This window comes from Streptomyces monomycini, assembly GCF_022271435.1.
Lineage (GTDB): Bacteria > Actinomycetota > Actinomycetes > Streptomycetales > Streptomycetaceae > Streptomyces > Streptomyces monomycini.
Genome location: NZ_JAFIQY010000019.1, coordinates 1 through 19828, shown reverse-complemented (window position 1 = coordinate 19828; position 19828 = coordinate 1). Strand labels below are relative to the sequence as shown.

The window sequence follows — 19828 nt, the reverse complement described above, 5'->3', positions numbered from 1 at the left end:
GCCCGGGGCCGCCAGAAGACGGATGCCCCGCCTCTGCTCCGGCAGAGGCGGGGCGCACCATCAGCGGCCGAGCGCGGTCCAGGGGCAGTCCGCATCCGGATCACCCCGCCGCGTACACATCCTCCACATACCGCCCGGCGTCCGTCAGTTCGCGCAGCCAGGTCTCGGACTGTTCGTCCGTGGCGCCCGTGCGGGCCGCGTGCAGGGCGCGGAAGGCGGCCCGTACGCCGGGGGCCATCCGGCTGCCGTCGCCGCAGACGTACACCCGTGCTCCGGCGTCGAGCAGGGCTCCGACCTCGTCGGCCTCGGCGGCGATGCGGTGCTGGACGTAGCGGCAGTCGTTTTCGGGGCGGGTGCTGAAGGCCGGACGGAGGGAAACCGCGCCGGCTGCTTCGGCCTTCCGGAGTTCGCCGGCGTGCAGGTAGTCGGCGTCGGGGGCGTCGCAGCCGAAGTAGAGGAGGGCCGGGGGGAGTTGGCCACCGGAGGCGGCGGCCACGCGGTCGGCGACGGCGCCTCGGAAGGGGGCCAGGCCCGTTCCGGCGGCGACCAGGATGACGGGCGCCGGGTCGGCCGGGTCGAGGCGGAACGCCTCCCGGCAGGGCTGGACCCGGGCCAGGACGGTGTCGCCGGGCCGGAGTGTGTGCAGGTGCGCGGAGCCGGTGCCGCCGGGGAGCAGCGAGACCATCAGGTCGGCGTGGCGCGGGTCGGCGGCGGGCGAGGAGGAGAGGGAGTAGTGGCGGATGCGCATCGCGGGCAGCAGGTCGAGGAGGGCCGGCCAGGACAGCTCGCCGCGCAGTGCCGGGTACGCCTCGACCAGATCGAGGACGGTCCGCGGGTCGTCGTCGGTCAGTGCTTCGAGGGCGGCGCGCTCGGGCGGGCAGGGGTTGTGGGCGGCGAGTGCGGCGCGTTGGTCCGGTGTGGGGCGGGCGCCCAGTTCCAGGTGGTGGGTGAGGAGGCTCCGTACGGTGAGGGGGCGGTCGACCGGGAGGGCGTCCCGGCTCGTACGGCCCGCGCCCGCGCGGATGTCGAGGATGGTGTCGAGGTCCACGCCCAGCACGCGTGCCGCGCGCTCCACGGCCGCCGTTCCGTTCGCCGGGAGTACGGCGAGGTGGTCGGCGGTGCGGTAGGTGACGCCTTCGGGCAGGGCGAGGCGCAGGAAACGCTTGACGCGGGGGTGGCCGGGGGCGGTGAGGTCGCGGGCCTCGGTGACGGTCATCGGCTGGAGGCCGTGGCGGTCGGCGAGTGCGTCCAGAGGGCCGCCGGTGACCTCGCGGACGGTGTAGGACGTGTCCGCGGCGTCGGCCGCGGCGTGCGCGCCGATCGTCGCCGGGTCGCCGTAGCGTACGAGCAGTTCGGTGCGGAGCGCGGCCGTGAACGCCGTGACGGAGCCGTTCAGGTCGCCGGACGCGTCGGCCTCGCCGCGCGGCAGCAGCCGCTCGGCGCCCAGGGCGGCCAGCCGTTCGTCGAGCAGGGTCGGTACGCGCTGGTAGGTGGCGGCCCAGTTGCGGTCGCCGACGCCCAGGACGGCGTACGGCACGCCTTCGGCCCGCGCCCGGTCGCTGTCCAGCCACTCCGTGAACCGCGCCGCGTCGTCGGTCGGCCGGCCGTTGTAGGAGGCGGTGACGATGACGACCGGCCGGTCGGCGGGGAGGGCGCCGGCCGCGGCGTCCAGCGGCGCGACCTCGGTGGTGAAGCCGAGGCCGGTGGCCTGGTCGGCGATGCGTTCGGCGAAGTCGCGGCAGGTGCCGTAGTTGGTGCCGTGGAGCAGGAGCAGGGCGGTGTCCTGATGAACCCGGGTGGGCAGCCCGTCGTCCGCGCCCGTCTGCGAGTCGTCCGGCTCCGTCGCCCCGCCGGGCAGGATCGCGAGGGCGGCGCGCAGGGCCGCGCGGTCGGCGGGGGTGCGCCGCCCGAGGGTGATCGTGAAGCCGTCCGGCTTGAGGGTCAGGGTCTCCTTGATGCGCAGCTCGTAGTCCGCGTGGTCGATGAGACGGTAGCGGTGCACCAGCATGGCGAGCAGCATCGTCGCCTCGTGCAGCGCGAACTGCCGCCCGATACAGGCGCGTTCACCCGTACCGAAGGGCTTGTACGCGTGCGGGGAGCGGGCCGCCTCGGCCTCCGGCGCGAACCGGGTGGGGTCGAACAGCTCCGGGTTGTCGCCCCACACCGGGTCGCGGTGCAGCATCGGCGTGAGGACGGTGACCAGCTGGCCCGCCTTCAGCGGGTAGCGGCCGCCGAGCAGCGTGTCCGCACGGGCCTGGCGGCTGAAGGCGGCGGCGGTGGGCCACAGCCGCAGTGCCTCGTTGAGGACCTGCCGGGTGAAGGGCAGCCGGCCGATGTCCTCGAAGGACGGGTCGGGGTCGCTCGCGTCGCCCCACAGTTCGTCCGCCTCGCGCTGGGCCAGGCGCAGCGCGGCCGGGTCCTTGAGCAGGTGGTGGAGGGCGAAGGAGAGCGCGCCGGAGGTCGTCTCGTGGCCGGCGATGAGGAAGGTGATGACCTGGTTGCGGATGTTGGCCAGGTCGAGGGTGGTGCCGTCGGCGGGGTGGGTGGCGCCGAGCATCAGTCCGAGGAGGTCGTCGGCGGCGTCGGGGGTCCCGTCCGCGTCGCCACCCTCGCCCGTACGGGTGGCGATGACCTCGTCCACGACCGAGGCGAGGTAGTCGGCGTCGGCCCGGAAGGCGGCGTCCTGCTCGGTGTAGTCGCCGCCCGGCTTCCGCCCGAGGCGGGTCATGCTCCACTCCAGGCAGCGGACCATCGCCTCGACGAAGGGGTGCGGGGTTTCGCGGGAGAACGACTCGAAGTCGAAGCCGAAGCCGGCGAGGCCGATGGTGTCCAGGGTCATCCGGGTCATGTCGTCGGGGACGTCCACGGGCGTCCCGTCGGCCGCGTGCCGGTCCCAGCTGCCGAGGACCCGGCGGGCCACCTTCAGCATCGCCGGGTGGTAGGTGCGCATCGAGCCGAGCGCGAAGGCCGGCATCAGGATGTCGTGGGCCTTGGCCCAGTTCGGTTCGTCGTTGTACGCGGTGAACAGGCCGTCCCCGGCGAACTCACGGACGTTCTCCAGGGCGACCGCGATGCCCTTGGAGAAACGCTCCTCGTCGGCCAGCTCGGTGACCAGTTCGAGTGAGGAGACGAACGTCGCCTCGTGACCGTGCAGCCGTCGCCGGTAGATCGGGCCGTGCTCGCGGACCAGGTCCATGGCCTGCTGGAGCGGGGTGGAGGTGAGGCCGGTGGCCGACAGGTCGACGACCGGCACCTCCTCCTCGTACGGGCGCACCGCGCCGTCGGCTGCTTCGAACGGGATCGTCTCGGTCATGTCTCCAGCGTGACCCGCCCGGTGTACCGTGCGACGCCGGGTAACTGCATGATTGTGCAGTGGTTTTTCGCTGTCCGCTCTTGCGGCCGGACCGGAGAAGGGGCAATGGAAGAGGCGATGGCGGACAGCGCGGCGGGCCCGTGGCGCAACTACTTCCTGATCCTGCTGGACCGCATCCCGGTGCCGATCGCCGTGTGCAAGGCGCGCGGCGAGGTGCTGATCGCCAATCCGGCGATGGCCGCCGAGTGGGGCGCGGCACCCGGCCAGCTGCGCGGCCGCAACCTGCTGGACCTCTTCCAGCCCCGGTCGCAGGCGCAGATAGACCGGCTGGTCGACGCGCTGCGCATGGGCCGCAGGTCCCGGTACCCGGTCGGGGTGCGCTGGCGGACCGGCGCGGACGGCACCGAGCGGGAGGGCGAGTTGACGGTCGACCCGGTCGGCGACCCGTCGGAGGACCTGCCCGCCCTGCTGGCCCTGCTCCGGGTCCACGAGGACGCACCTCCCGCCCCGGGGCGGGAGGTGGCCAGCCCCGTCGAGACCCGCATCCTCGCCCTGGCCGCCGCCGGCGCGACCACGGCCAGCATCGGCGGCCACCTCGGCCTCACCGTCGACGGCGTCAACTACCACCTCACCCGCCTCTCCCGCCGCTGGCGTGTGCAGGGCCGTACCGCCCTGGTCGCCAAGGCGTACGTGCTGGGCGTGCTGGCCCAGGGGGTGTGGCCGCCGGCCCCGGCGGAGACCTTCGAGTGAGCACTCATCAGAAGTCGGCCCGGGACCGGCACGGCCATCGTGTCAGCCATGGCGACCGACAGCCGGCAGCAAGGGGCACACGGACATCCGTCCGTGTGCCCCGTCGTGGTCCCGGCCTCGCCCCTCGGGCGTGACTCCCGCTGCCTCGCTCCGCCTCCGGCCGTCAGCTGTCCGAGCGGAGTGCGCCGTGGACGCGCAGGTCACCCTGGATCGACACCTGGCCGTCGTTGGCATGCACGATCCAGTCGTTCTCGTCCCGGACCGACAGGAGCGCGTTGGCGTTGACCTTCCCCTTGAACACCGACTCCCCGTGGACGCGCAGGTCACCCTGGATTCTCACCAGGCCGTCCGTGACGTGCATGACCCAGCCGTTGGCGTCACTGACCGACAGGTGCCCGTCGGCGTTCACCAGCCCCGCGAACTGCGACGCGCCGTGGACGACCAGGTTGAACTTCGCGTCGTCGGTCGTCAGCTTGCCCCTGGCCGTCAGGTCGCTCGCGGTGACCGATCCCCCGACGTCCAGGTTCCGCATCGGCCGCAGATCACCGTTGACGGTGAGGTCGCCACCGGCGACGGTGTTCCCGCCGACGTGCAGGTCGCCCTCGGCGTCCAGCCGGCCCTTCACCAAGGCCTGGCCGGTGACCACGTTGTCGAGGTCCGCCTTGTCGGCCGCGACGGTTCCCCACTGCCGGTTCCCGGCGCCCTGGAACACGTTCAGCCCGGCGGACGGGAACTCGATCCACCCGGCGCTGTCGCCTCGGCCCTGCACCCACTTTGTGATCACGCCGTTCAGGTCCACCCGGTCGGCGTCGACGGTTCCCCACTCCCGCTTGCCGTCCTGGTAGACGTGTACGCCGGACTGCGGGAACGAGATCCATCCGTCACCGGTGTTGCGGCCCTGCACCCACTCGGTGTTGACGCCGGTCGCGCTGACCTTGCCGGCCGTGACGGTGCCCGGGCCGCCACTCTCGTCGGCGATGTCGACGCCTTGCCGGGTGAAGGTGACACGCCCCTTGGCCGGAGTCCCTTCGGCCCATGGGGTGCGCACCCCTTTTTCGAATTCCGGGATGCGCGCGTGGACCGTGGTGGTGAAGATGTGGCCCTGCCCGTTCGGCTGCCCGGGGCCGGTCCCGGCCAGGAGCGTGTAGGTCGTGCCGCGCTTCGGGGCAGGCTGCACCTCGAAGCGGTAAGGCTTTTGGGCCACCGGGGTTCCTGGGGCTGCCGCGGGAATCCTCACCGGCTGCGCGTCCGGAGACATGACCCAGTAGTCGATGTTGTCGGGCCCGTCCCACAGAAGGGTGAGCTTTTCGTTCGCGTCCACGTCCACCATGGTCTTGTCCGGGCGGAAGTTGCGCGGGGCCTTCGGGGTGTCCTTGAGCAGCCCGAGCGTGACTCTGCGGGACTCGAAGGTGGCGCCCTTCCCCTGCCCGTGGGAACGCTCGATCACCTTCAGGAGGGCCAGCCCTCCCGCGGCGGCAACGGTCATGTCTTCCAGCTTCAGGACCACACTGTCGCCGGGATCCAGGTTGAGCGACATCTTCGGCGAGGAGAACGCCAGCCGGAAGACACGGTTCGCCCCGTCCCATGCGAAGGTCACCGGAATGGTGGCGGAGGGATGGAACGTGAAGTCCCTGCTGACGTTCTCGGGGTGGGGAGTCAGGTGACCGGCGCCGTCGCCGACAGGGATCTCCACTTCGATGGACTTCACGTGCACCAGTTCCGTGCCGGCGTTGGAGGCGATCACGTACACGGCCGCCACGGACGGCGCCCCGGGCCGGGACGCCTGCAGCGATGTCGCATCGGTGACGACGTCGTAGTGCAGCAACGACATGAGGAGACTCCCTGTCTCGGCATTTCACACCATTCGGACGGATGGCGTGCGCGCGGACCCGGCACCGGCGGGCGCCGGGCCGGTGCGGGGCTCGCGGGGAACGCCGCGCCCCCGGGAACAGCCCGCGGCCACGACAGGCCCATGCGCGCCCGGGCCACCCCGTACGGTTCGCGGGATGCAAACGGGCGGCCGTGCCGGCGACTTGACGGGCGCCTCCGCTCCAGCAGCCCTCCCCCCGGCACCATGGCTCACAGAACTGCCGCAAACACTCCCCCGGCCGGCAGCCCGGGAATCACGATGCGCTCAGCCGGCCCGAAATGAGCGCCTGGACGGCCGGAACCACGGACCGGACCGCCCGGACGGCCGCTCATCGGCCCGGCCGGTGAACGTCGTCCGGCGAGGCTCGCCCCGCCTCTCCGCAAAGATCCACGAATCAGCCCGAAACGAACCCTGTCGGGCCGCGGAGGAGGCGAGTAGCGTCGGGCGCCCTTCTTCCGTACGGAGGGTGTCCTGCCATGGCCGACACCGTGAGTCACACGCAGTACGAGAGGTACGAGGGCGGCAGCCCGGAGGCGGAGCGGGTGGTCTTCGAGGAGCTGGCGCGGCAGCTGATGCGGGTGCAGCTCGCGAACCGGAAGAGCAGCGGGGCGGAGGGTGTCGAGCGGGCCTTCCACGCCAAGGCGGTGCTGGGGGTGGAGAACGCCCGGCTGCGGTTCGACGAGGGGATGCCCGCCGCGCTGGCGTCCGGTTTCGTGCAGCCGGGGGCGCAGTACCCGGCCGTGGTGCGGCTGTCGAACGCGAGCGGTACGGCGCAGGCGGACATCTCGCCCGATCTGCGCGGCATCGCCGTACGGGTGGAGGTGTCGGCGGAGGAGACGCACGATCTGCTCGCGACCAACTTCCCGGTGTCGCACGCGCGCGACGCGCGGGAGTTCGTGGCGTTCGCCCGGGCGATGGCGGGGGCCGACAGCACCCTGCAGAAGGCGTTCGGGCTGCTGGTGAAGCTGCCGCTGGCGGTCGGCTGGGGTACGGCGGCGCGGATGCGCCGCAACGTGCAGGCCGCCACCCGGCACGTGGTCGGTTCGCTGGCGCGGGAGACGTACTGGAGCCGGGGCGCGGTCATGTGGGGCGACGCGGGGCCGGTCCGCTACCAGCTGCGGCCCGCGCCGGACGGCTCCCCCGCGCCGCGGCCGGACCGGCACGACCCCGACCATCTGCGCCATGAGCTGGCGGGGCGGCTGGCGCTGGGCGACGTCGAGTTCGAGCTGTGCGTGCAGCGGTACGTGAGCGAGGAGCGCACGCCCATCGAGGACGGGGCGGCGCAGTGGCGGGAGACGGACGCGCCGGTCGTCCCGGTCGGGCGGCTGACGATTCCGCGGCAGGACGTGACCACCGCCGAGGCCCGGTCCACGGCCCGCCGGGTGGAGGTGCTGGCGTTCAACCCGTGGCACACCACGGACGCGTTCCGCCCGCTGGGCAACCTCAACCGGGCGCGCAAGGCCGCGTACCGGGCGAGCGCCGGGCACCGGCTCGGCACCCGGTTCCGTACGGAGGAGCCGCTGCGCAACACCGTCGTCGGTGTGCCGGTGCGGGCCGCCTTCCGGGCCGTCAACCGGTACATACCGTGGCACAAGCTGCCGTTGAACCTGAGTCTGCTCAACCTGGTGGCGCTGCGGCAGGCGCTGCGCCGCTCCAACCTGATCGACACCGAGGTCCCGGAGGCGCCGCCGCAGGCCGTGCCGGTGCCGGAGACGGTGGACGAGGGGGCGCGGACGGCCCGTACGTACGACGGCTCGTCCACCGACCTGTCGGAGCCCCGGATGGGCGCGATCGGCTCCGCCTTCGGGCGCAATCTCAAGCCGGTGTACCGGCCGGACCTGGACCTCGTGCCGAACCCGGTCGCGACGGCGCGCCAGTTGCTGCACCGTACGGCGTTCCGGCCGGCGCCCTCGCTGAACATCCTGGCCGCGGCGTGGATCCAGTTCCAGGTGCACGACTGGGTCAACCACAAGCGGTACAAGCCGGGCGAGCGGTCGGTGGAGATCCCGATGCCGCCCGGCAGCGCCTGGACGAACACGCCCGGCGGGGCGCCCGAGGACGTGATGCGGTTCGCCGAGAACATCGGGGTGGAGCGGCCCGGTCAGCCGCCGCTGCTGTTCACCAACACCACGTCGCCGTGGTGGGACGGCTCGGAGGTGTACGGCGGCGACGAGGCCACCGCGCGGTCGCTGCGCGAGCCGGACGGCGCCAGGCTGCGCCTGGAGGACGGGCATCTGCCGGTCGGCGCGGGCGGCATCCCGCTCACCGGCTTCAGCGAGAACTGGTGGCTGGGCCTGAGCGTGATGCACACGCTCTTCGCCCGGGAGCACAACGCGGTGTGCGACGCGCTGCACGCCGAGTACCCCACCATGGGCCAGGACCGGATCTACCACACGGCCCGGCTGATCGTCTCGGCGCTGATCGCGAAGATCCACACCGTGGAGTGGACGCCGGCGATCCTGGCCACCGAGGCCATCGACGTCGGCCTGAAGACGAACTGGCAGGGCCCGCCGGACAAGTGGCTGAGCAAGCTGGGACTGTGGCTGGTCGAGTCGCACGCCCTGCGCGGCATCCCGGAAACCCTGCCGGACCACCACAAGGTGCCGTACTCCCTGACCGAGGACTTCGTCACGGTCTACCGGATGCATCCGCTGATCCCGGACGACTACGAGCTGCGCGAGCACCGCTTCGGGCAGCGCGTGGAGACCGTCACGTTCGACGACATCCAGGGCACGGCGGCCGAAGGGGTGGCCCGCAAGACCGGGCTGACCGACACGCTGTACTCCCTCGGCATCGCCCACCCGGGCGCGATCACCCTGCACAACTACCCGCAGGCGCTGACCCGCTTCGAGCGGGACGGGGAGATCATCGACCTGTCGGTGGTCGACCTCGTACGGACCCGGCGGCGCGGGGTGCCGCGTTACAACGACTTCCGCGCCGGGCTGCACAAGTCGCGGGTGCGCCGCTTCGAGGACATCAGCTCCGACCCGGAGACGGTCGCGCAGCTCCAGGAGGTCTACCGCGACGTCGACGAGGTCGACACCATGGTGGGGCTGTTCGCCGAGAACCCGCCGGAGGGCTTCGGCTTCAGCGACACCGCCTTCCGGGTCTTCATCCTGATGGCCACCCGCCGTATCCAGTCGGACCGGTTCCTGACCGTCGATTTCCGGCCGGAGCTGTACACGCCGCTCGGCATGGACTGGATCGCCCGCAGCGGGATGAACTCGGTCATCCTGCGGCACTGCCCGGAGCTGGCCGCGATGCTGCCGCGCGGTGCGACGGCCTTCGCGCCGTGGCGGCCGGTGCTCCCGGGGCGCGGTGGCGGCGCGGGTTCGTGAGGGGCGCGGCCGCGCCGCGTCTCCGGTGGGGCGCGGGGCCTGTGACGGGTCCCGCGCAGCCCTGCGTACGGGACCCGCGCGGGTCCCGTACAGCCCTGCGTAAAACGCGTACAAGGCGCCCGATAACCTCCTCACGTGGAGGAGAACACGCCCGCGCCCTTCGAGCGCGGTACGGACGGCCCGAAGGTGATCGTCGTCGGCGTCGACGGATCGGACTCGTCGTGGCGCGCCGCCGCCTACGCGGCGGGGCTGGCCCGGAGGCAGGGGTCCAAGCTGGCCCTGGTGTACGTCCAGCCGGTGCTGCCGGCCGGCGCGGCCATGGGGGCGCCGATCGTGGACGCGACGAACGAGGTCGCCGACGAGCTGATGGCGGAGATCCGGGCGGCGACGGAGCGCGCGCAGGGTACCTACGACCTGCGCTGGGAGTTCCACACGCTGCGGGGCGACCCGTACTCGGGCATGGTGCAGATGGCCGACGAGCTGACGGCGGACGCCGTGGTGGTGGGGGCGTCGGAGTCCGCGGGGCACCGGATCATGGGGTCGGTGGCGGTACGGCTGGTCAAGGCCGGGCGCTGGCCGGTGACGGTCGTGCCGTAATCGGCCGGGTGGGGAGCACGGGGCGCGAGGTACGGCGTACGGAGCACCGGGTAGGGCCCGGGGCGTACCCGTAGGCGATTTCCGGCCGCTGCGATGGCCGGAATGCAGGGGTCAACCAGATTGGTCTGGACCACGAAGGTGGGGGCGGTTAGGGTCCTTCCACGTACGGCGAACCGGCCGTACGGACCCGCACCGCCCTGCTCACCGCACCGCCCCCGCCGGCCCGGTCCGGCGCGCCCGACAGGACCTGGGCGCGCACCGCACGCTGCCGGCACCCCGCTCCGCCGCCCCCGCCAGCTCTGCCCCTGGGACCGGTCCGTGATCGAAATCGTGGTCGTACTCCGGGTCGAGGACGCCGTCCTCGACTTCCTCTCCGTCCTCACCGACCCCGACCCCGGCGCCGGCCCGGCCGCCGTGGTCCTCGCCGACCGGGGAGACGTCCTCCCCCTGCCCGCCGGCACGCCGCCGGCCGAACGGCTCGCCCTGCTCGCGCCGTACGTACGGTCCGCCGAGGAGGAGGCATCCTCCCCCGGCCCCGACGCCCTCGCCGGCCTGATACGCCGGGCCGCCGAGGGCCGGGCCGCCCGCGTGTGGACCCACTCCCCCGCCGACAACCGACGCAGCCGGGGCCGCGTGGGCCGGGACACCGCCCTGGCCTGCGCCGGCCTGACGGATGCCGGCGACACCGCCGGGAACGCCGCCGCGCCGGTACTGACCGTGCGGCACGCCGTCGGGTACTCCCCCTTCCTCCAGTTCGTCAGCGACCTCGACCGCCCGCTCGACCGCGCGCAGATCGCGGCCAAGCTGGATTTCGTCAACCGCGCGGCACCCGGACTGCTCGACACCCGATCGCCCGAGTTCATGGTGGGGACGCCCCGCATCCCGGCCGCCGAGCGGTTCTTCGGCGCCGACCCGACCGAACGCGAACGGCTCTTCGCCCTGCTCGCCAGCCTGGGCGACGAGGCCGCCGCCGTCGCCGACCCGTGGGAGTTCGCCACCTCCCCGTACGAGACCCGGCGCCTGGACGCGACCGCCGCCTGGATACGGCGCCACTGCCCGCCCGGCGCGAAACCGCTGGTGGAAGTCGGCGCCTGCGAAGGGGCCCTGACGACCCGGCTCGCGGCGGACGGCTTCTCCGTGTACGCCGCCGAACCCAACCCGCACTTCCGGGACCGCCTCGTCGCCGCGCAGCGGGAGACCGACGCCGTACAGGTCGGCGCCGAAGACCTCGCCGAGCTGGCCAAGAACGGGCCGGAAGGCGCCGCGTACCTGCTGGTCGAGATGCTCTACTACGGCCAGGACCTCGCGCTCCTCGACGACCTGCCGACCGGTCTGCTCTTCCTCGCCCTGGAACCCGAGGCGCTGGAGACACGGCTGCGGCCATGGCTCGCCGCCTCCGCGGTGTGGCGGACGGTGGAGGAGATCCGGCTCGTCGCGCCCCGGGTGGAGCCGGTCTGCGGCGGCCGCGCGTACCTGAGCAAGCGCGGCAGCGTCGGGCTCGTGCTGCGCCGGGTCGACGGCTGACTCCGCCGCGCCTTTCCGGCGGGCCTGCCGCCTGCCGTCCCGTCACCGGTGAGTGCTTCCGCCCGCCGTCCCGCTACCGGTGGACTTCCCTGCCCACCGTCCCGCTGCCGGTGAGCTTCCCCGCCCGCGGTGTCGCCACCGATGGGCCGCCCCGCCCACCGTCCCCTTTCCGCCGCGCCGTCACCGGCCGCGGCCCGGCCGTACGCCGGGCTGCCGCCGCCCCCGCCGCCCCGTACCGGAAGGTTCCCATGCGCGCCGACATCTCCCTGGTCAACGCCTGCCTGCTCCCCGCCTACGCGGGCCGCTCGCCCGCCGACTGGATCCTGCGGGCGGCGGACGAGGGCCTGGCGGGCGTCGGCCTGTTCGGGACCAACTTTCCCGCCGGTTCGGGCTCGTTGCGCGAGGAGATCACCGATCCGCTCCGCGCCGTACGCCCCGACCTGCTGATCGCGCTGGACGAGGAGGGCGGTGACGTGACCCGGCTCGACTACCGGCGCGGCAGCGTCTACCCGGGCAGTCACGCCCTCGGCGCCGTCGACGACACCGGGCTCACCCGGGAGGTGGGCGCGGCGATCGCCCGCGACCTGCGGGCCGAGGGCGTCAACCTGTGCCTGGCCCCGTGCGCGGACGTCAACTCCCGCCCGGACAACCCCATCATCGGCGTCCGGTCCTTCGGCGACCGGCCGGACCTGGTGGCCCGGCACACCGCGGCGTACGTACGGGGCGTCCAGGACGCCGGGGTCGCCGCCACCCTCAAGCACTTCCCCGGGCACGGTGACACCCGGACCGACTCGCACGCCGAGCTGCCGGACATCGACCGTGACGCGGCGTCCCTGGACGCGGTGGACCTGCCGCCGTTCCGCGCCGGGATCGCGGCCGGTGCCCGGGCCGTGATGACCGGTCACATCCGGCTCTCCCGGCTGGACGGCCTGCCCGCGACGCTGAGCCGGCGCATCGTCACCGGTCTGCTGCGCGAACAGCTGGGCTACCGGGGCGTGGTGATGACCGACGCGCTGGAGATGGCGCCGATCGTACGGCGCTGGGGGTACGGCGGTGCGGCGGTCGCCGCGCTGGCCGCCGGAGCGGACCTGGTGGTACTCGGCGCGACCGACGGGGAGAAGCTGCTGCTGGAGATCCACGACGCCGTGCGGGAGGCGCTGGACCGGGGCACGCTGACCTTGGAGCGGGTGGCGGAGGCGGCCTGCCGGGTCGCGTCGCTGCGCGCCTGGGCCGACCCGGCCCGGCGTACCGGCACACCGGACGCCGACGGGCCCGCGCCCGACAGGCACCGCGAGCCCGTCGGCCTGACGGCCGCCCGCCGGGCCCTGCTCGCGCACGGCGTGCCCCGGGCCACCGACGGCCGCCGCCTGCACACCGTACGGCTGGCCACCGCGGGCAACCTCGCGGTGGGTGACGCCCCGTGGGGGCTGGAAGCCCCGCTCCGGCGCCTCGGGGCGCTGGCCTCCGCCACCGAGGTGGACCCGGGCACCGACCCGGCCGCGGTCGTTCCGCCCCCGGACGACGGCGACCCGCTCGCCGTCGTCGTACGGGACGCGGAGCGCGACCCCTGGCAGCGCGCGGTCCTCCGGGAGCTGCGGGCCCGGCGCCCGGACCTGGTCACCGTGGAGATGGGGCTCGCCCCGGCCCGCCCGCTGCCCGCCGACGCTCCCGCGACCCTCTTCACCCGCGGCGCCGGGCTGGCCAACGCGACCGCGGCGGCGGAGTACCTGACCGGACGGGCCTGGCACGGCCCGCTGCGGCCGTGAGCGCCGGGCTGGCCCGCGTCCGGGCGGCGGCTCCGCTCCCGGCTGGGCTCCCGGCTGGGCTCCCGGCTGGGCTCCCGGGCGCAGGGATGACTGGCGCAGGGGCGGCTGGTACAGGTGTGGCGGCCGGGTACGGGCAGGGAGCGGCCGACGCGTACGACCACGAACCGGCCGATGCGTACGACCGCGGACGGGCCGAGGCGTACGAGCACGGACCGGCCAACGGGTACGACCACTGCGTCGGCCTCGGCTACCACTGCGAGTCGACGTACCAGATCCGGCGCGTCACGGGGGTCACCCGCGCCCACTTCTTCGACTGGCTGGACCTCGACTTCGAGTCGGTCGTCGAGGCCGTGATGGAGGACTTCCGCACCGTGCTGCGCCCCGGTCTGGTCGAGCCGTTCGACGAGGGCCGGTGCGCCCTGGACCGCGGCTCCGACATCCGCTTCTACCACGAGTTCCACCCCGCGGCCGGCGCCGGTACGCCTCTGACCCAGGCGGACATCGATGCTCAACTCCCGCACGTGCGCGCCAAGTTCGCCGCCCTGGCCGGGCGCTGGCGGGCCCTCGCCGGCTCCGGCGCCCGGGTGCTCTACGTCCACCACGACGCCTGGGACGAGCTGACCGCCGCCGACCTGCGCCGACTGCGCGCGGTGATCGCCACCCAGCATCCGGGCCACCGCTTCGGCCTGCTCTGGCTGCGCCGCACCGCCCCGCCCGACGGCGACGCGGTGGGCCCCGGGATCACCTGGGGCACCGTCGCCGCCGCTCCCGGCCGCTGGGAGGGCGACGACGACGCCTGGGACGCCGCGCTCACTCCCGTACTCGCCCCTCCCCACGACTCTTCACCGCCCCAGCACTAAGGAACCGCATGACGCCTCCCCCGCCGCGCACCGTCATCCTCTCCCCGCACTTCGACGACGCCGTCCTCTCCCTGGCGGGTCTGATCCCCCGGCTCCCGGCCCCGGTGACCGTGGTCACCGTGTTCGGCGGCGCCCCCGCCGCACACCACGCCGTCTCCTGGTGGGACAGCACCTGCGGTTTCTCCACCGCCGCCGAGGCGCACCGCGCCCGGCTCGCCGAGGACGCGCGGGCCACCGCCCTGCTCGGCGTGGACCGGGTCGTACTGAGCCACCCCGACGGCCCGTACGGCGAAGGCGACGAACTGACGGACATCGACGCCTACTTGAGCTCCCTGCCGACGCCGCTCCCCCTCGTCCTCCTGCCCATCGGCACCAACCAGGCCGACCACCGGCGGGTGCGCGACCGCGCCCTGCACGTCCTCGACAAGCTGGACGCTCCGCTGCCGCTCCTGTACGCCGACCTCCCGTACACCGGCCACCTGCCCCAGTGGGGCACCCCGGACACCGACCGCGCCCTCGGCGGCGACGAGACGTTCGGGCTCTCCTACCAGGATCTGGCGACCCGCTACCGCATGGACCTCGCGCACGACCTCGTCCTGACCGACGAGGAGTGGGCCCGCAAGCGGGAAGCGGTGCACTGTTACGGCTCGCAGCTCGCCCCGCTCGCCGCCGACCACGGCAGGCTGCTGGCCCGGAGCGGGCCGCTGCGCGCCGAGCGCGTCTGGTCGCCGGTCCGCCGTCCGCAGCCGGCCGGGGCGGACGCGTGACCGCGCGCGGCGCCGCGCCGCCGCCTGTCCTGGAGGCGCACGACCTGGTGAAGGAGTACCGCCGCGGCCGGGTCGTGGACGGCGTACGGCTGACCGTGCGCGAGGGCGAGCGGGTCGGACTGCTCGGCCCCAACGGCGCGGGCAAGACGACCACCCTGCTGATGTGCCTGGGCGCGGTCGCGCCGGACGCCGGCAGTGTGCACGTGCTCGGCCATCGCCTGCCCGCCGGACGCCCGGCCGCCATGCGCGGCGTCGGCTTCGCGGCCGGCTACCTGCCGCTCCCCGACCGGCTGCGGGTGCGCGAGTACCTGCGGCTGTACGCGGACCTGTACGGGCTGCGCGCGCCGCGCGCGGCGGTGGAGACTGCCCTGGAGCACTTCGGCATCGGCCACCTCGCCACCGCGATCGGTACCGAGCTGTCCAGCGGCCAGCGGACCCTGGTCGGCATCGCCAAGGCGTCCCTGCACACGCCCCGGCTGCTGGTCCTGGACGAGCCCACGGCGGCGCTGGACCCGGACATCGCCCTGCGCGTGCGCACCGGGCTGCTGGATCTGTGCGCGCGGCACGGCACCGCACTCCTGGTGACGAGCCACGACATGGTCGAGGTGGAGCGGCTGTGCGAGCGGGTGGTCTTCCTGGCCGCCGGGCGGGTGACCGCGGACGGTACGCCGCAGGAGGTGGCGCGGCAGTTCGAGCAGCGCGACCTGGAGGGAGTCTTCCTGCACCTCGCGGAGGCCCGGGACCGCGAACGGGCACGGGACGGCGCCGGAGCGGGTACCGAAACAGGCGCCGGAGCGGGTACCGACGTCCGTACCGGTGCCGCCGAGCGGGAAGGGGCCGGTGCCGCATGAGCGCCGTGGAGGCCTCGGACCTGCGCAGTCCTGCCGCGGCCAGCGCGTACCGGGTACGGGCCGTCGCCCGCCGGCACTGGCTGGTGCTGCGCCGCAGCCCGCACCGGATCTTCGACGTCCTCGTGTGGCCGGTCGTCGACACGCTGCTGTACGGCTCCATCGGCCTGTTCGCCGCGAAGGCGACGGGCGGCGGAACGCAGACGGGCACCGGGACCGGCACGGAGCTGGGCACCGGGACCGCGTTCGCGGTCTTCCTGCTCAGCGGCACCGTCCTGTGGCACCTGGTCCACCAGACACAGATCTCGCTGGCCACCGGCTTCCTGGAGGAGACCTGGTCACGCAATGTGATCGGACTGCTCACCACGCCGCTGCGCGGCTGGGAGTACCTGGCCGGGGTGGGCCTCTTCGCCCTGGTCCGTACGGCGCTGAGTACGCTCGCGGTGGCCACGCTGGCCTTCAGCGCGTACGCCTTCGACGTGACGTCCCTGGGCCTGGGGCTGATCCCGGTCGCCGCGCTGCTCCTGCTGTGCGGCTGGGCGGTGGCTCTGGCAGTGGTGGGCCTGGTGCTGCGCTACGGCAGCGGGGCGGAGGCCCTCGTCTGGGGCGGGCTGTCGGTGGTGATGCCGCTGTCCGGCGTCTTCTACCCCGTATCGACGCTGCCGGGGGCGCTCCAGCCGGTCGCCCAGGCGCTGCCCACGACGCACGTCTTCGCGGCCGGGCGGGCTCTGGCCGGGGGCGGTCCCACACCGTGGCGCGAACTGGCGGTGGCCACGCTGGGCACCGTCACGCTGCTCCTCCTGGCCCTGTTCTTCCTGGGCCGCATGGTGGCGTCCTTCCGGCGCCGCGGGCTGGTGACCCGGTACTCGTGAGGGCAGGGGCGCGCCGGGCCCCGGCGCGCCCCCTCCGGACCGTTCCCGGCCCCGTCAGCCCTCCTCGGAGTCCTCCAGCCGGAATCCAACCTTCAGCCCGACCTGGTAGTGCTCGATGTCCCCGTCGACGATGTGGCCGCGCACCTGTGTGACCTCGAACCAGTCGAGGCCACGCAGCGTCCGCGCCGCGCGCTTGACGCCGTTGCGGATCGCGGCGTCCACGCCCTCCGGGGACGTCCCCACGATCTCCGTCACCCGGTACGTGTGATTCGACATGTCCGCTCCTTCGTCCTGCCGGTGTCCGTGCCGGCCGTCCGTACGCGGCCTCGTACGGACCGCCGCACGCCCCGGGTGCCCGGATTCCCTGGTTCCACTCCGCCCCGCCAGGGAGTCGCCTTCCCCTGCCGCCCCCGAAGGGCCATGATGACCGGCCGTCGGCCGACGACGAGAGGAAGGGGTGCGGCGATGCGCGCGGGACAGGGAGTGTGGCGGCGTAAACCGATCGAACACATCCAGGAGACGGCAGGCGGCTCGGGCGAACAGCTCCACCGGGTGCTGGGGCTGTGGCAGCTGACCGCCATCGGGGTCGGCGGCATCATCGGCGCGGGCATCTTCACGCTCGCCGGGACCGTCGCGAACGGCAAGGCGGGGCCGGCGGTCCTGCTGTCGTTCCTCGTCGCGGGCGTGGCCAGCGCGGCGGCCGCGTTCTCCTACGCCGAGTTCGCGGGGCTCATCCCGAAGGCGGGCTCGGCGTACACGTACGGTTACGCGGTGCTGGGCGAGCTGGCGGGCTGGTTCATCGGCTGGGACCTGCTGCTGGAGTACACGGCGATCGTGGCGGTGGTCGCGATCGGCATCTCCGGCTACTTCAGCTTCCTGCTCGGCGAGATGGGGGTGGGGCTGCCCGCCTGGATGCTGGGGGCGCCCGGGACCGGCGAGGGGCACCGGGTGGACCTTTTCGCGGCGGTGCTGTGCCTGCTCATCGCGTATCTGCTGACCCTCGGCATCAAGAACGCGGCCCGTTTCGAGACCATCGTCGTGGGCCTGAAGGTCCTGGTCGTGCTGCTGGTCATCGGTGTCGGTCTCTTCCACATCAGAACCGGCAATTACACACCGTTCTTCCCCTTCGGTGTCAGCGGTGCCTTCACGGGCGCGGCCACGGTGTTCTTCGCCGTGTTCGGTTACGACGCCATGAGCACCGCGGCGGAGGAGTCCAAGGACGCCCAGCGGCACATGCCGAAAGCGATCCTGTATTCACTGCTGATCTCGATGGTGCTGTACGTACTGGCCTGCCTGGTGCTCACTGGTATGCAGAACTACACGGACATCGATCCGGAGAGCGGATTCGCCTCGGCGTTCAAGTCGGTGGGGCTGAGCAGCCTGGCCGACGTGATCGCGGTGGGCGCGATCATCGGCATTCTCACGGTGATGTTCACGTTCATGCTGGGAGCCACCCGTGTGTGGTTCAGCATGAGCCGGGACGGGCTGCTGCCGAAATGGTTCGCCACAACCCATCCGCGGCGGCACGTGCCGACCCGGGTGACGTGGACCGTGGGTGTCGCCTCGGCCGCCATCGCGGGTTTCCTGCCCATCGGGGAGGCCGCCGAGCTGACCAACATCGGCATCCTGCTGGCCTTCGTGGTGGTGTGCGTCTCGGTGATCGTGCTGCGCTACAAGCGGCCCGACCTGCCGCGTACGTTCCGTACCCCCGGGATGCCGGTGGTGCCCGCGGTCGGGGTGGTCTTCTCGCTCTGGCTGATCACGTTCCTGGAATGGCAGACCTGGGTGCGCTTCGCGGTGTGGTTCCTGATCGGCCTGGTCGTCTACTTCGCGTACTCCTACCGGCGCTCCGAGCTGGCGAAGGCGGAACGGGAGATCACCGACCTGGAGGACCGCGACGGGCGGCTGTGACGGCCGCACCGGCCACGACGGTCCGGAACACGACGGAGCGCCCCTGGACCGTGGTCCTGGGGCGCTCTCGTGCCGGCGTGCGGCGGTGGCCTGCCCGGCCCGGGAGGGTCGTCCCGGGCGGTGCCGTCCGAGTGCCGCGGCTGCCTGCTCACCGGCTCAGTACGCCGAGTTGACGTTGTCCATGGAGCCGTAGCGATCGGCGGCGTAGTTGGCGGCGGCCGTGATGTTGGCGACCGGGTCGGTCAGGTCGTTGGCCGTGCCCTCGACGTGGTAGCGGTCGAACGTGGGCTGGATGACCTGGAGCAGACCCTTGGACGGGATGCCGTTCTTGGCGTTGATGTCCCAGTCGTTGACGACGTTCGGGTTGCCGCTGGACTCCCGCATGATGTTGCGGTGCAGGCCCTCGTAGCTGCCGGGGATGCCCTTCTTCTTCATGATGTCCAGCGACTCCTTGATCCAGCCGTCCAGGTTGTTCGCGTAGTGCGGCTTGGACTCGACCGGCTTGCGGTCGGCGGCGCGGCTGGCGGCCTCCTTGGCGGTGTGGCCCTGGCCGGCCACGGCGGTGACCTTCACCGAGTCGGCGAGGGTCTTGGTGTCCGCCGCGTCCTTGGCGTCACCGGCCTTGGGCGCGTCGGCGGCCTTGGTGTTCGCACCCGCGGGCTGGCCGTTCGCGGAGACCGGCTTGACGGCGGCCGGGGCGGCCGAGGTGGCGGCGTGCGCGTCACCGGTCGCGGCGGGGACCGTCAGGGCCGCGGTGGCACCGGCGGCGGCCAGCACGGCGACGGAGAGCTTGTGGGTCTTGGTCACGCGGACGGAGCGGAGCAGGGTGTGAGCGGTCATGCGGAGGATTCCTCTTCCCATCACTGAAATGAGCGGACGGCAGCCATTGGCGGGAGGTACGAACGGGAAGCCACTGGCGGCACCAGAACCGAGTTCTTGTCCGCGTCCGCCCCGAGGGCATTTACGCGACGCTTCAACCCGGCGCCTCAGCAATGATTAGCGACGGCGAAATTGGAAAGCAATAGCCGCTCACCGGGCCCCGGCTACGGCCCCTTTACGTAGCGCGGGCCTTTCGGCGCGTTCCAGTCCATGAGCGCGGGCCGCAACAAGTCCGCGACGGTTTACTAAGGAAGGCCGTACGGGACCGAAGTCCCGTGCTGCGCGTCACGTTCGGGGCCGGGCGCGGCGCCCGACGAAAACCGCGTGAAATGGCCTCGGAACCCGGTTTTCGAACTACCTGCGGAAATCCTTGTGGTCCGTGTCACCGTTTGGCACGGCGGCGTGCTGGTAAGTGGTGCCGGTCACCCGGAAAAGGGATTGATCGGGGGAATCTATGAGCGCAATAGGTGCCTCGGAAACAAAAACGCGGTCGGCTGGCGAGCCGGCCGCGGGGGTGCGGCGGGGGCGGGCGA

At 73.0% G+C, this 19828-nt stretch carries 14 protein-coding genes; 10 read left to right on the top strand and 4 right to left on the bottom strand.

Annotated elements, in window-relative coordinates; genetic code table 11:
• Positions 1–100: 100 nt before the first annotated feature.
• Entirely contained in the window at positions 101–3313 is a 3213-nt protein-coding gene (locus tag JXZ78_RS21555; protein ID WP_030023343.1) for a bifunctional cytochrome P450/NADPH--P450 reductase, read from the bottom strand.
• Between the two features lie 105 nt (positions 3314–3418).
• On the opposite strand from JXZ78_RS21555, the gene JXZ78_RS21550 reads away from it, so the two are divergent.
• Positions 3419–4063, top strand: a complete 645-nt coding sequence (locus JXZ78_RS21550) for a PAS domain-containing protein (RefSeq protein ID WP_030023341.1) — start codon at positions 3419–3421, stop codon at positions 4061–4063.
• A 163-nt stretch (positions 4064–4226) separates the two neighbouring features.
• On the opposite strand, the gene JXZ78_RS21545 is transcribed toward JXZ78_RS21550, so the two are convergent.
• Positions 4227–5894: an AsmA family protein gene (locus JXZ78_RS21545; protein WP_033039365.1), complete on the bottom strand. Its 1668-nt coding sequence runs from the start codon at positions 5892–5894 to the stop codon at positions 4227–4229.
• Between the two features lie 515 nt (positions 5895–6409).
• Here JXZ78_RS21545 and JXZ78_RS21540 point away from each other — a divergent pair.
• From JXZ78_RS21540 to JXZ78_RS21505, 8 genes are all read left to right on the top strand, one after another.
• Positions 6410–9271, top strand: coding sequence for a peroxidase family protein (locus JXZ78_RS21540; protein WP_030023339.1), 2862 nt, complete (start codon positions 6410–6412; stop codon positions 9269–9271).
• 135 nt (positions 9272–9406) lie between these two features.
• Positions 9407–9868: a universal stress protein gene (locus JXZ78_RS21535; RefSeq protein ID WP_030023337.1), complete on the top strand. Its 462-nt coding sequence runs from the start codon at positions 9407–9409 to the stop codon at positions 9866–9868.
• A gap of 318 nt (positions 9869–10186) precedes the next feature.
• Positions 10187–11392 carry a class I SAM-dependent methyltransferase gene (locus JXZ78_RS21530; protein ID WP_030023335.1) on the top strand — a complete coding sequence of 402 codons (1206 nt, stop codon included), beginning with the start codon at positions 10187–10189 and terminating at the stop codon, positions 11390–11392.
• A 248-nt stretch (positions 11393–11640) separates the two neighbouring features.
• Positions 11641–13158, top strand: coding sequence for a glycoside hydrolase family 3 protein (locus tag JXZ78_RS21525; protein WP_030023334.1), 1518 nt, complete (start codon positions 11641–11643; stop codon positions 13156–13158).
• Positions 13159–13244: 86 nt separating this feature from the next.
• Complete coding sequence (locus JXZ78_RS21520) at positions 13245–14018, top strand: papain-like cysteine peptidase (RefSeq protein ID WP_238783280.1); 774 nt, start codon at positions 13245–13247, stop codon at positions 14016–14018.
• An 8-nt stretch (positions 14019–14026) separates the two neighbouring features.
• Positions 14027–14785 (top strand): PIG-L deacetylase family protein, encoded by a 759-nt coding sequence (locus JXZ78_RS21515; RefSeq protein ID WP_030023331.1) that lies wholly within the window; start codon positions 14027–14029, stop codon positions 14783–14785.
• On the top strand, positions 14782–15636 hold the full coding sequence (locus JXZ78_RS21510; protein WP_050502890.1) for an ABC transporter ATP-binding protein: 855 nt from the start codon (positions 14782–14784) through the stop codon (positions 15634–15636). The genes JXZ78_RS21515 and JXZ78_RS21510 overlap by 4 nt, the downstream gene beginning before the upstream one ends.
• Positions 15633–16505 (top strand): ABC transporter permease, encoded by an 873-nt coding sequence (locus tag JXZ78_RS21505; RefSeq protein WP_050502889.1) that lies wholly within the window; start codon positions 15633–15635, stop codon positions 16503–16505. Before JXZ78_RS21510 ends, JXZ78_RS21505 begins: the two co-directional genes overlap by 4 nt.
• A 54-nt stretch (positions 16506–16559) precedes the next feature.
• Here the strand turns inward: JXZ78_RS21505 and JXZ78_RS21500 are convergent, their stop codons facing one another.
• Positions 16560–16781 (bottom strand): dodecin, encoded by a 222-nt coding sequence (locus JXZ78_RS21500; RefSeq protein WP_030023328.1) that lies wholly within the window; start codon positions 16779–16781, stop codon positions 16560–16562.
• Positions 16782–16970: 189 nt separating this feature from the next.
• On the opposite strand from JXZ78_RS21500, the gene JXZ78_RS21495 reads away from it, so the two are divergent.
• Positions 16971–18416 (top strand): amino acid permease, encoded by a 1446-nt coding sequence (locus JXZ78_RS21495; RefSeq protein WP_030023327.1) that lies wholly within the window; start codon positions 16971–16973, stop codon positions 18414–18416.
• 156 nt (positions 18417–18572) lie between these two features.
• Here the strand turns inward: JXZ78_RS21495 and JXZ78_RS21490 are convergent, their stop codons facing one another.
• Positions 18573–19256, bottom strand: a complete 684-nt coding sequence (locus JXZ78_RS21490) for a transglycosylase SLT domain-containing protein (protein WP_030023326.1) — start codon at positions 19254–19256, stop codon at positions 18573–18575.
• Positions 19257–19828: the final 572 nt, after the last annotated feature.

Coding starts and splice junctions, on each gene's coding strand:
- JXZ78_RS21555 (WP_030023343.1), bottom strand. CDS start 3,313: ATGACCGAGACGATCCCGTTCGAAGCAGCCGACGGCGCGGTGCGCCCG.
- JXZ78_RS21550 (WP_030023341.1), top strand. CDS start 3,419: ATGGAAGAGGCGATGGCGGACAGCGCGGCGGGCCCGTGGCGCAACTAC.
- JXZ78_RS21545 (WP_033039365.1), bottom strand. CDS start 5,894: ATGTCGTTGCTGCACTACGACGTCGTCACCGATGCGACATCGCTGCAG.
- JXZ78_RS21540 (WP_030023339.1), top strand. CDS start 6,410: ATGGCCGACACCGTGAGTCACACGCAGTACGAGAGGTACGAGGGCGGC.
- JXZ78_RS21525 (WP_030023334.1), top strand. CDS start 11,641: ATGCGCGCCGACATCTCCCTGGTCAACGCCTGCCTGCTCCCCGCCTAC.
- JXZ78_RS21520 (WP_238783280.1), top strand. CDS start 13,245: ATGACTGGCGCAGGGGCGGCTGGTACAGGTGTGGCGGCCGGGTACGGG.
- JXZ78_RS21515 (WP_030023331.1), top strand. CDS start 14,027: ATGACGCCTCCCCCGCCGCGCACCGTCATCCTCTCCCCGCACTTCGAC.
- JXZ78_RS21505 (WP_050502889.1), top strand. CDS start 15,633: ATGAGCGCCGTGGAGGCCTCGGACCTGCGCAGTCCTGCCGCGGCCAGC.
- JXZ78_RS21500 (WP_030023328.1), bottom strand. CDS start 16,781: ATGTCGAATCACACGTACCGGGTGACGGAGATCGTGGGGACGTCCCCG.
- JXZ78_RS21495 (WP_030023327.1), top strand. CDS start 16,971: ATGCGCGCGGGACAGGGAGTGTGGCGGCGTAAACCGATCGAACACATC.
- JXZ78_RS21490 (WP_030023326.1), bottom strand. CDS start 19,256: ATGACCGCTCACACCCTGCTCCGCTCCGTCCGCGTGACCAAGACCCAC.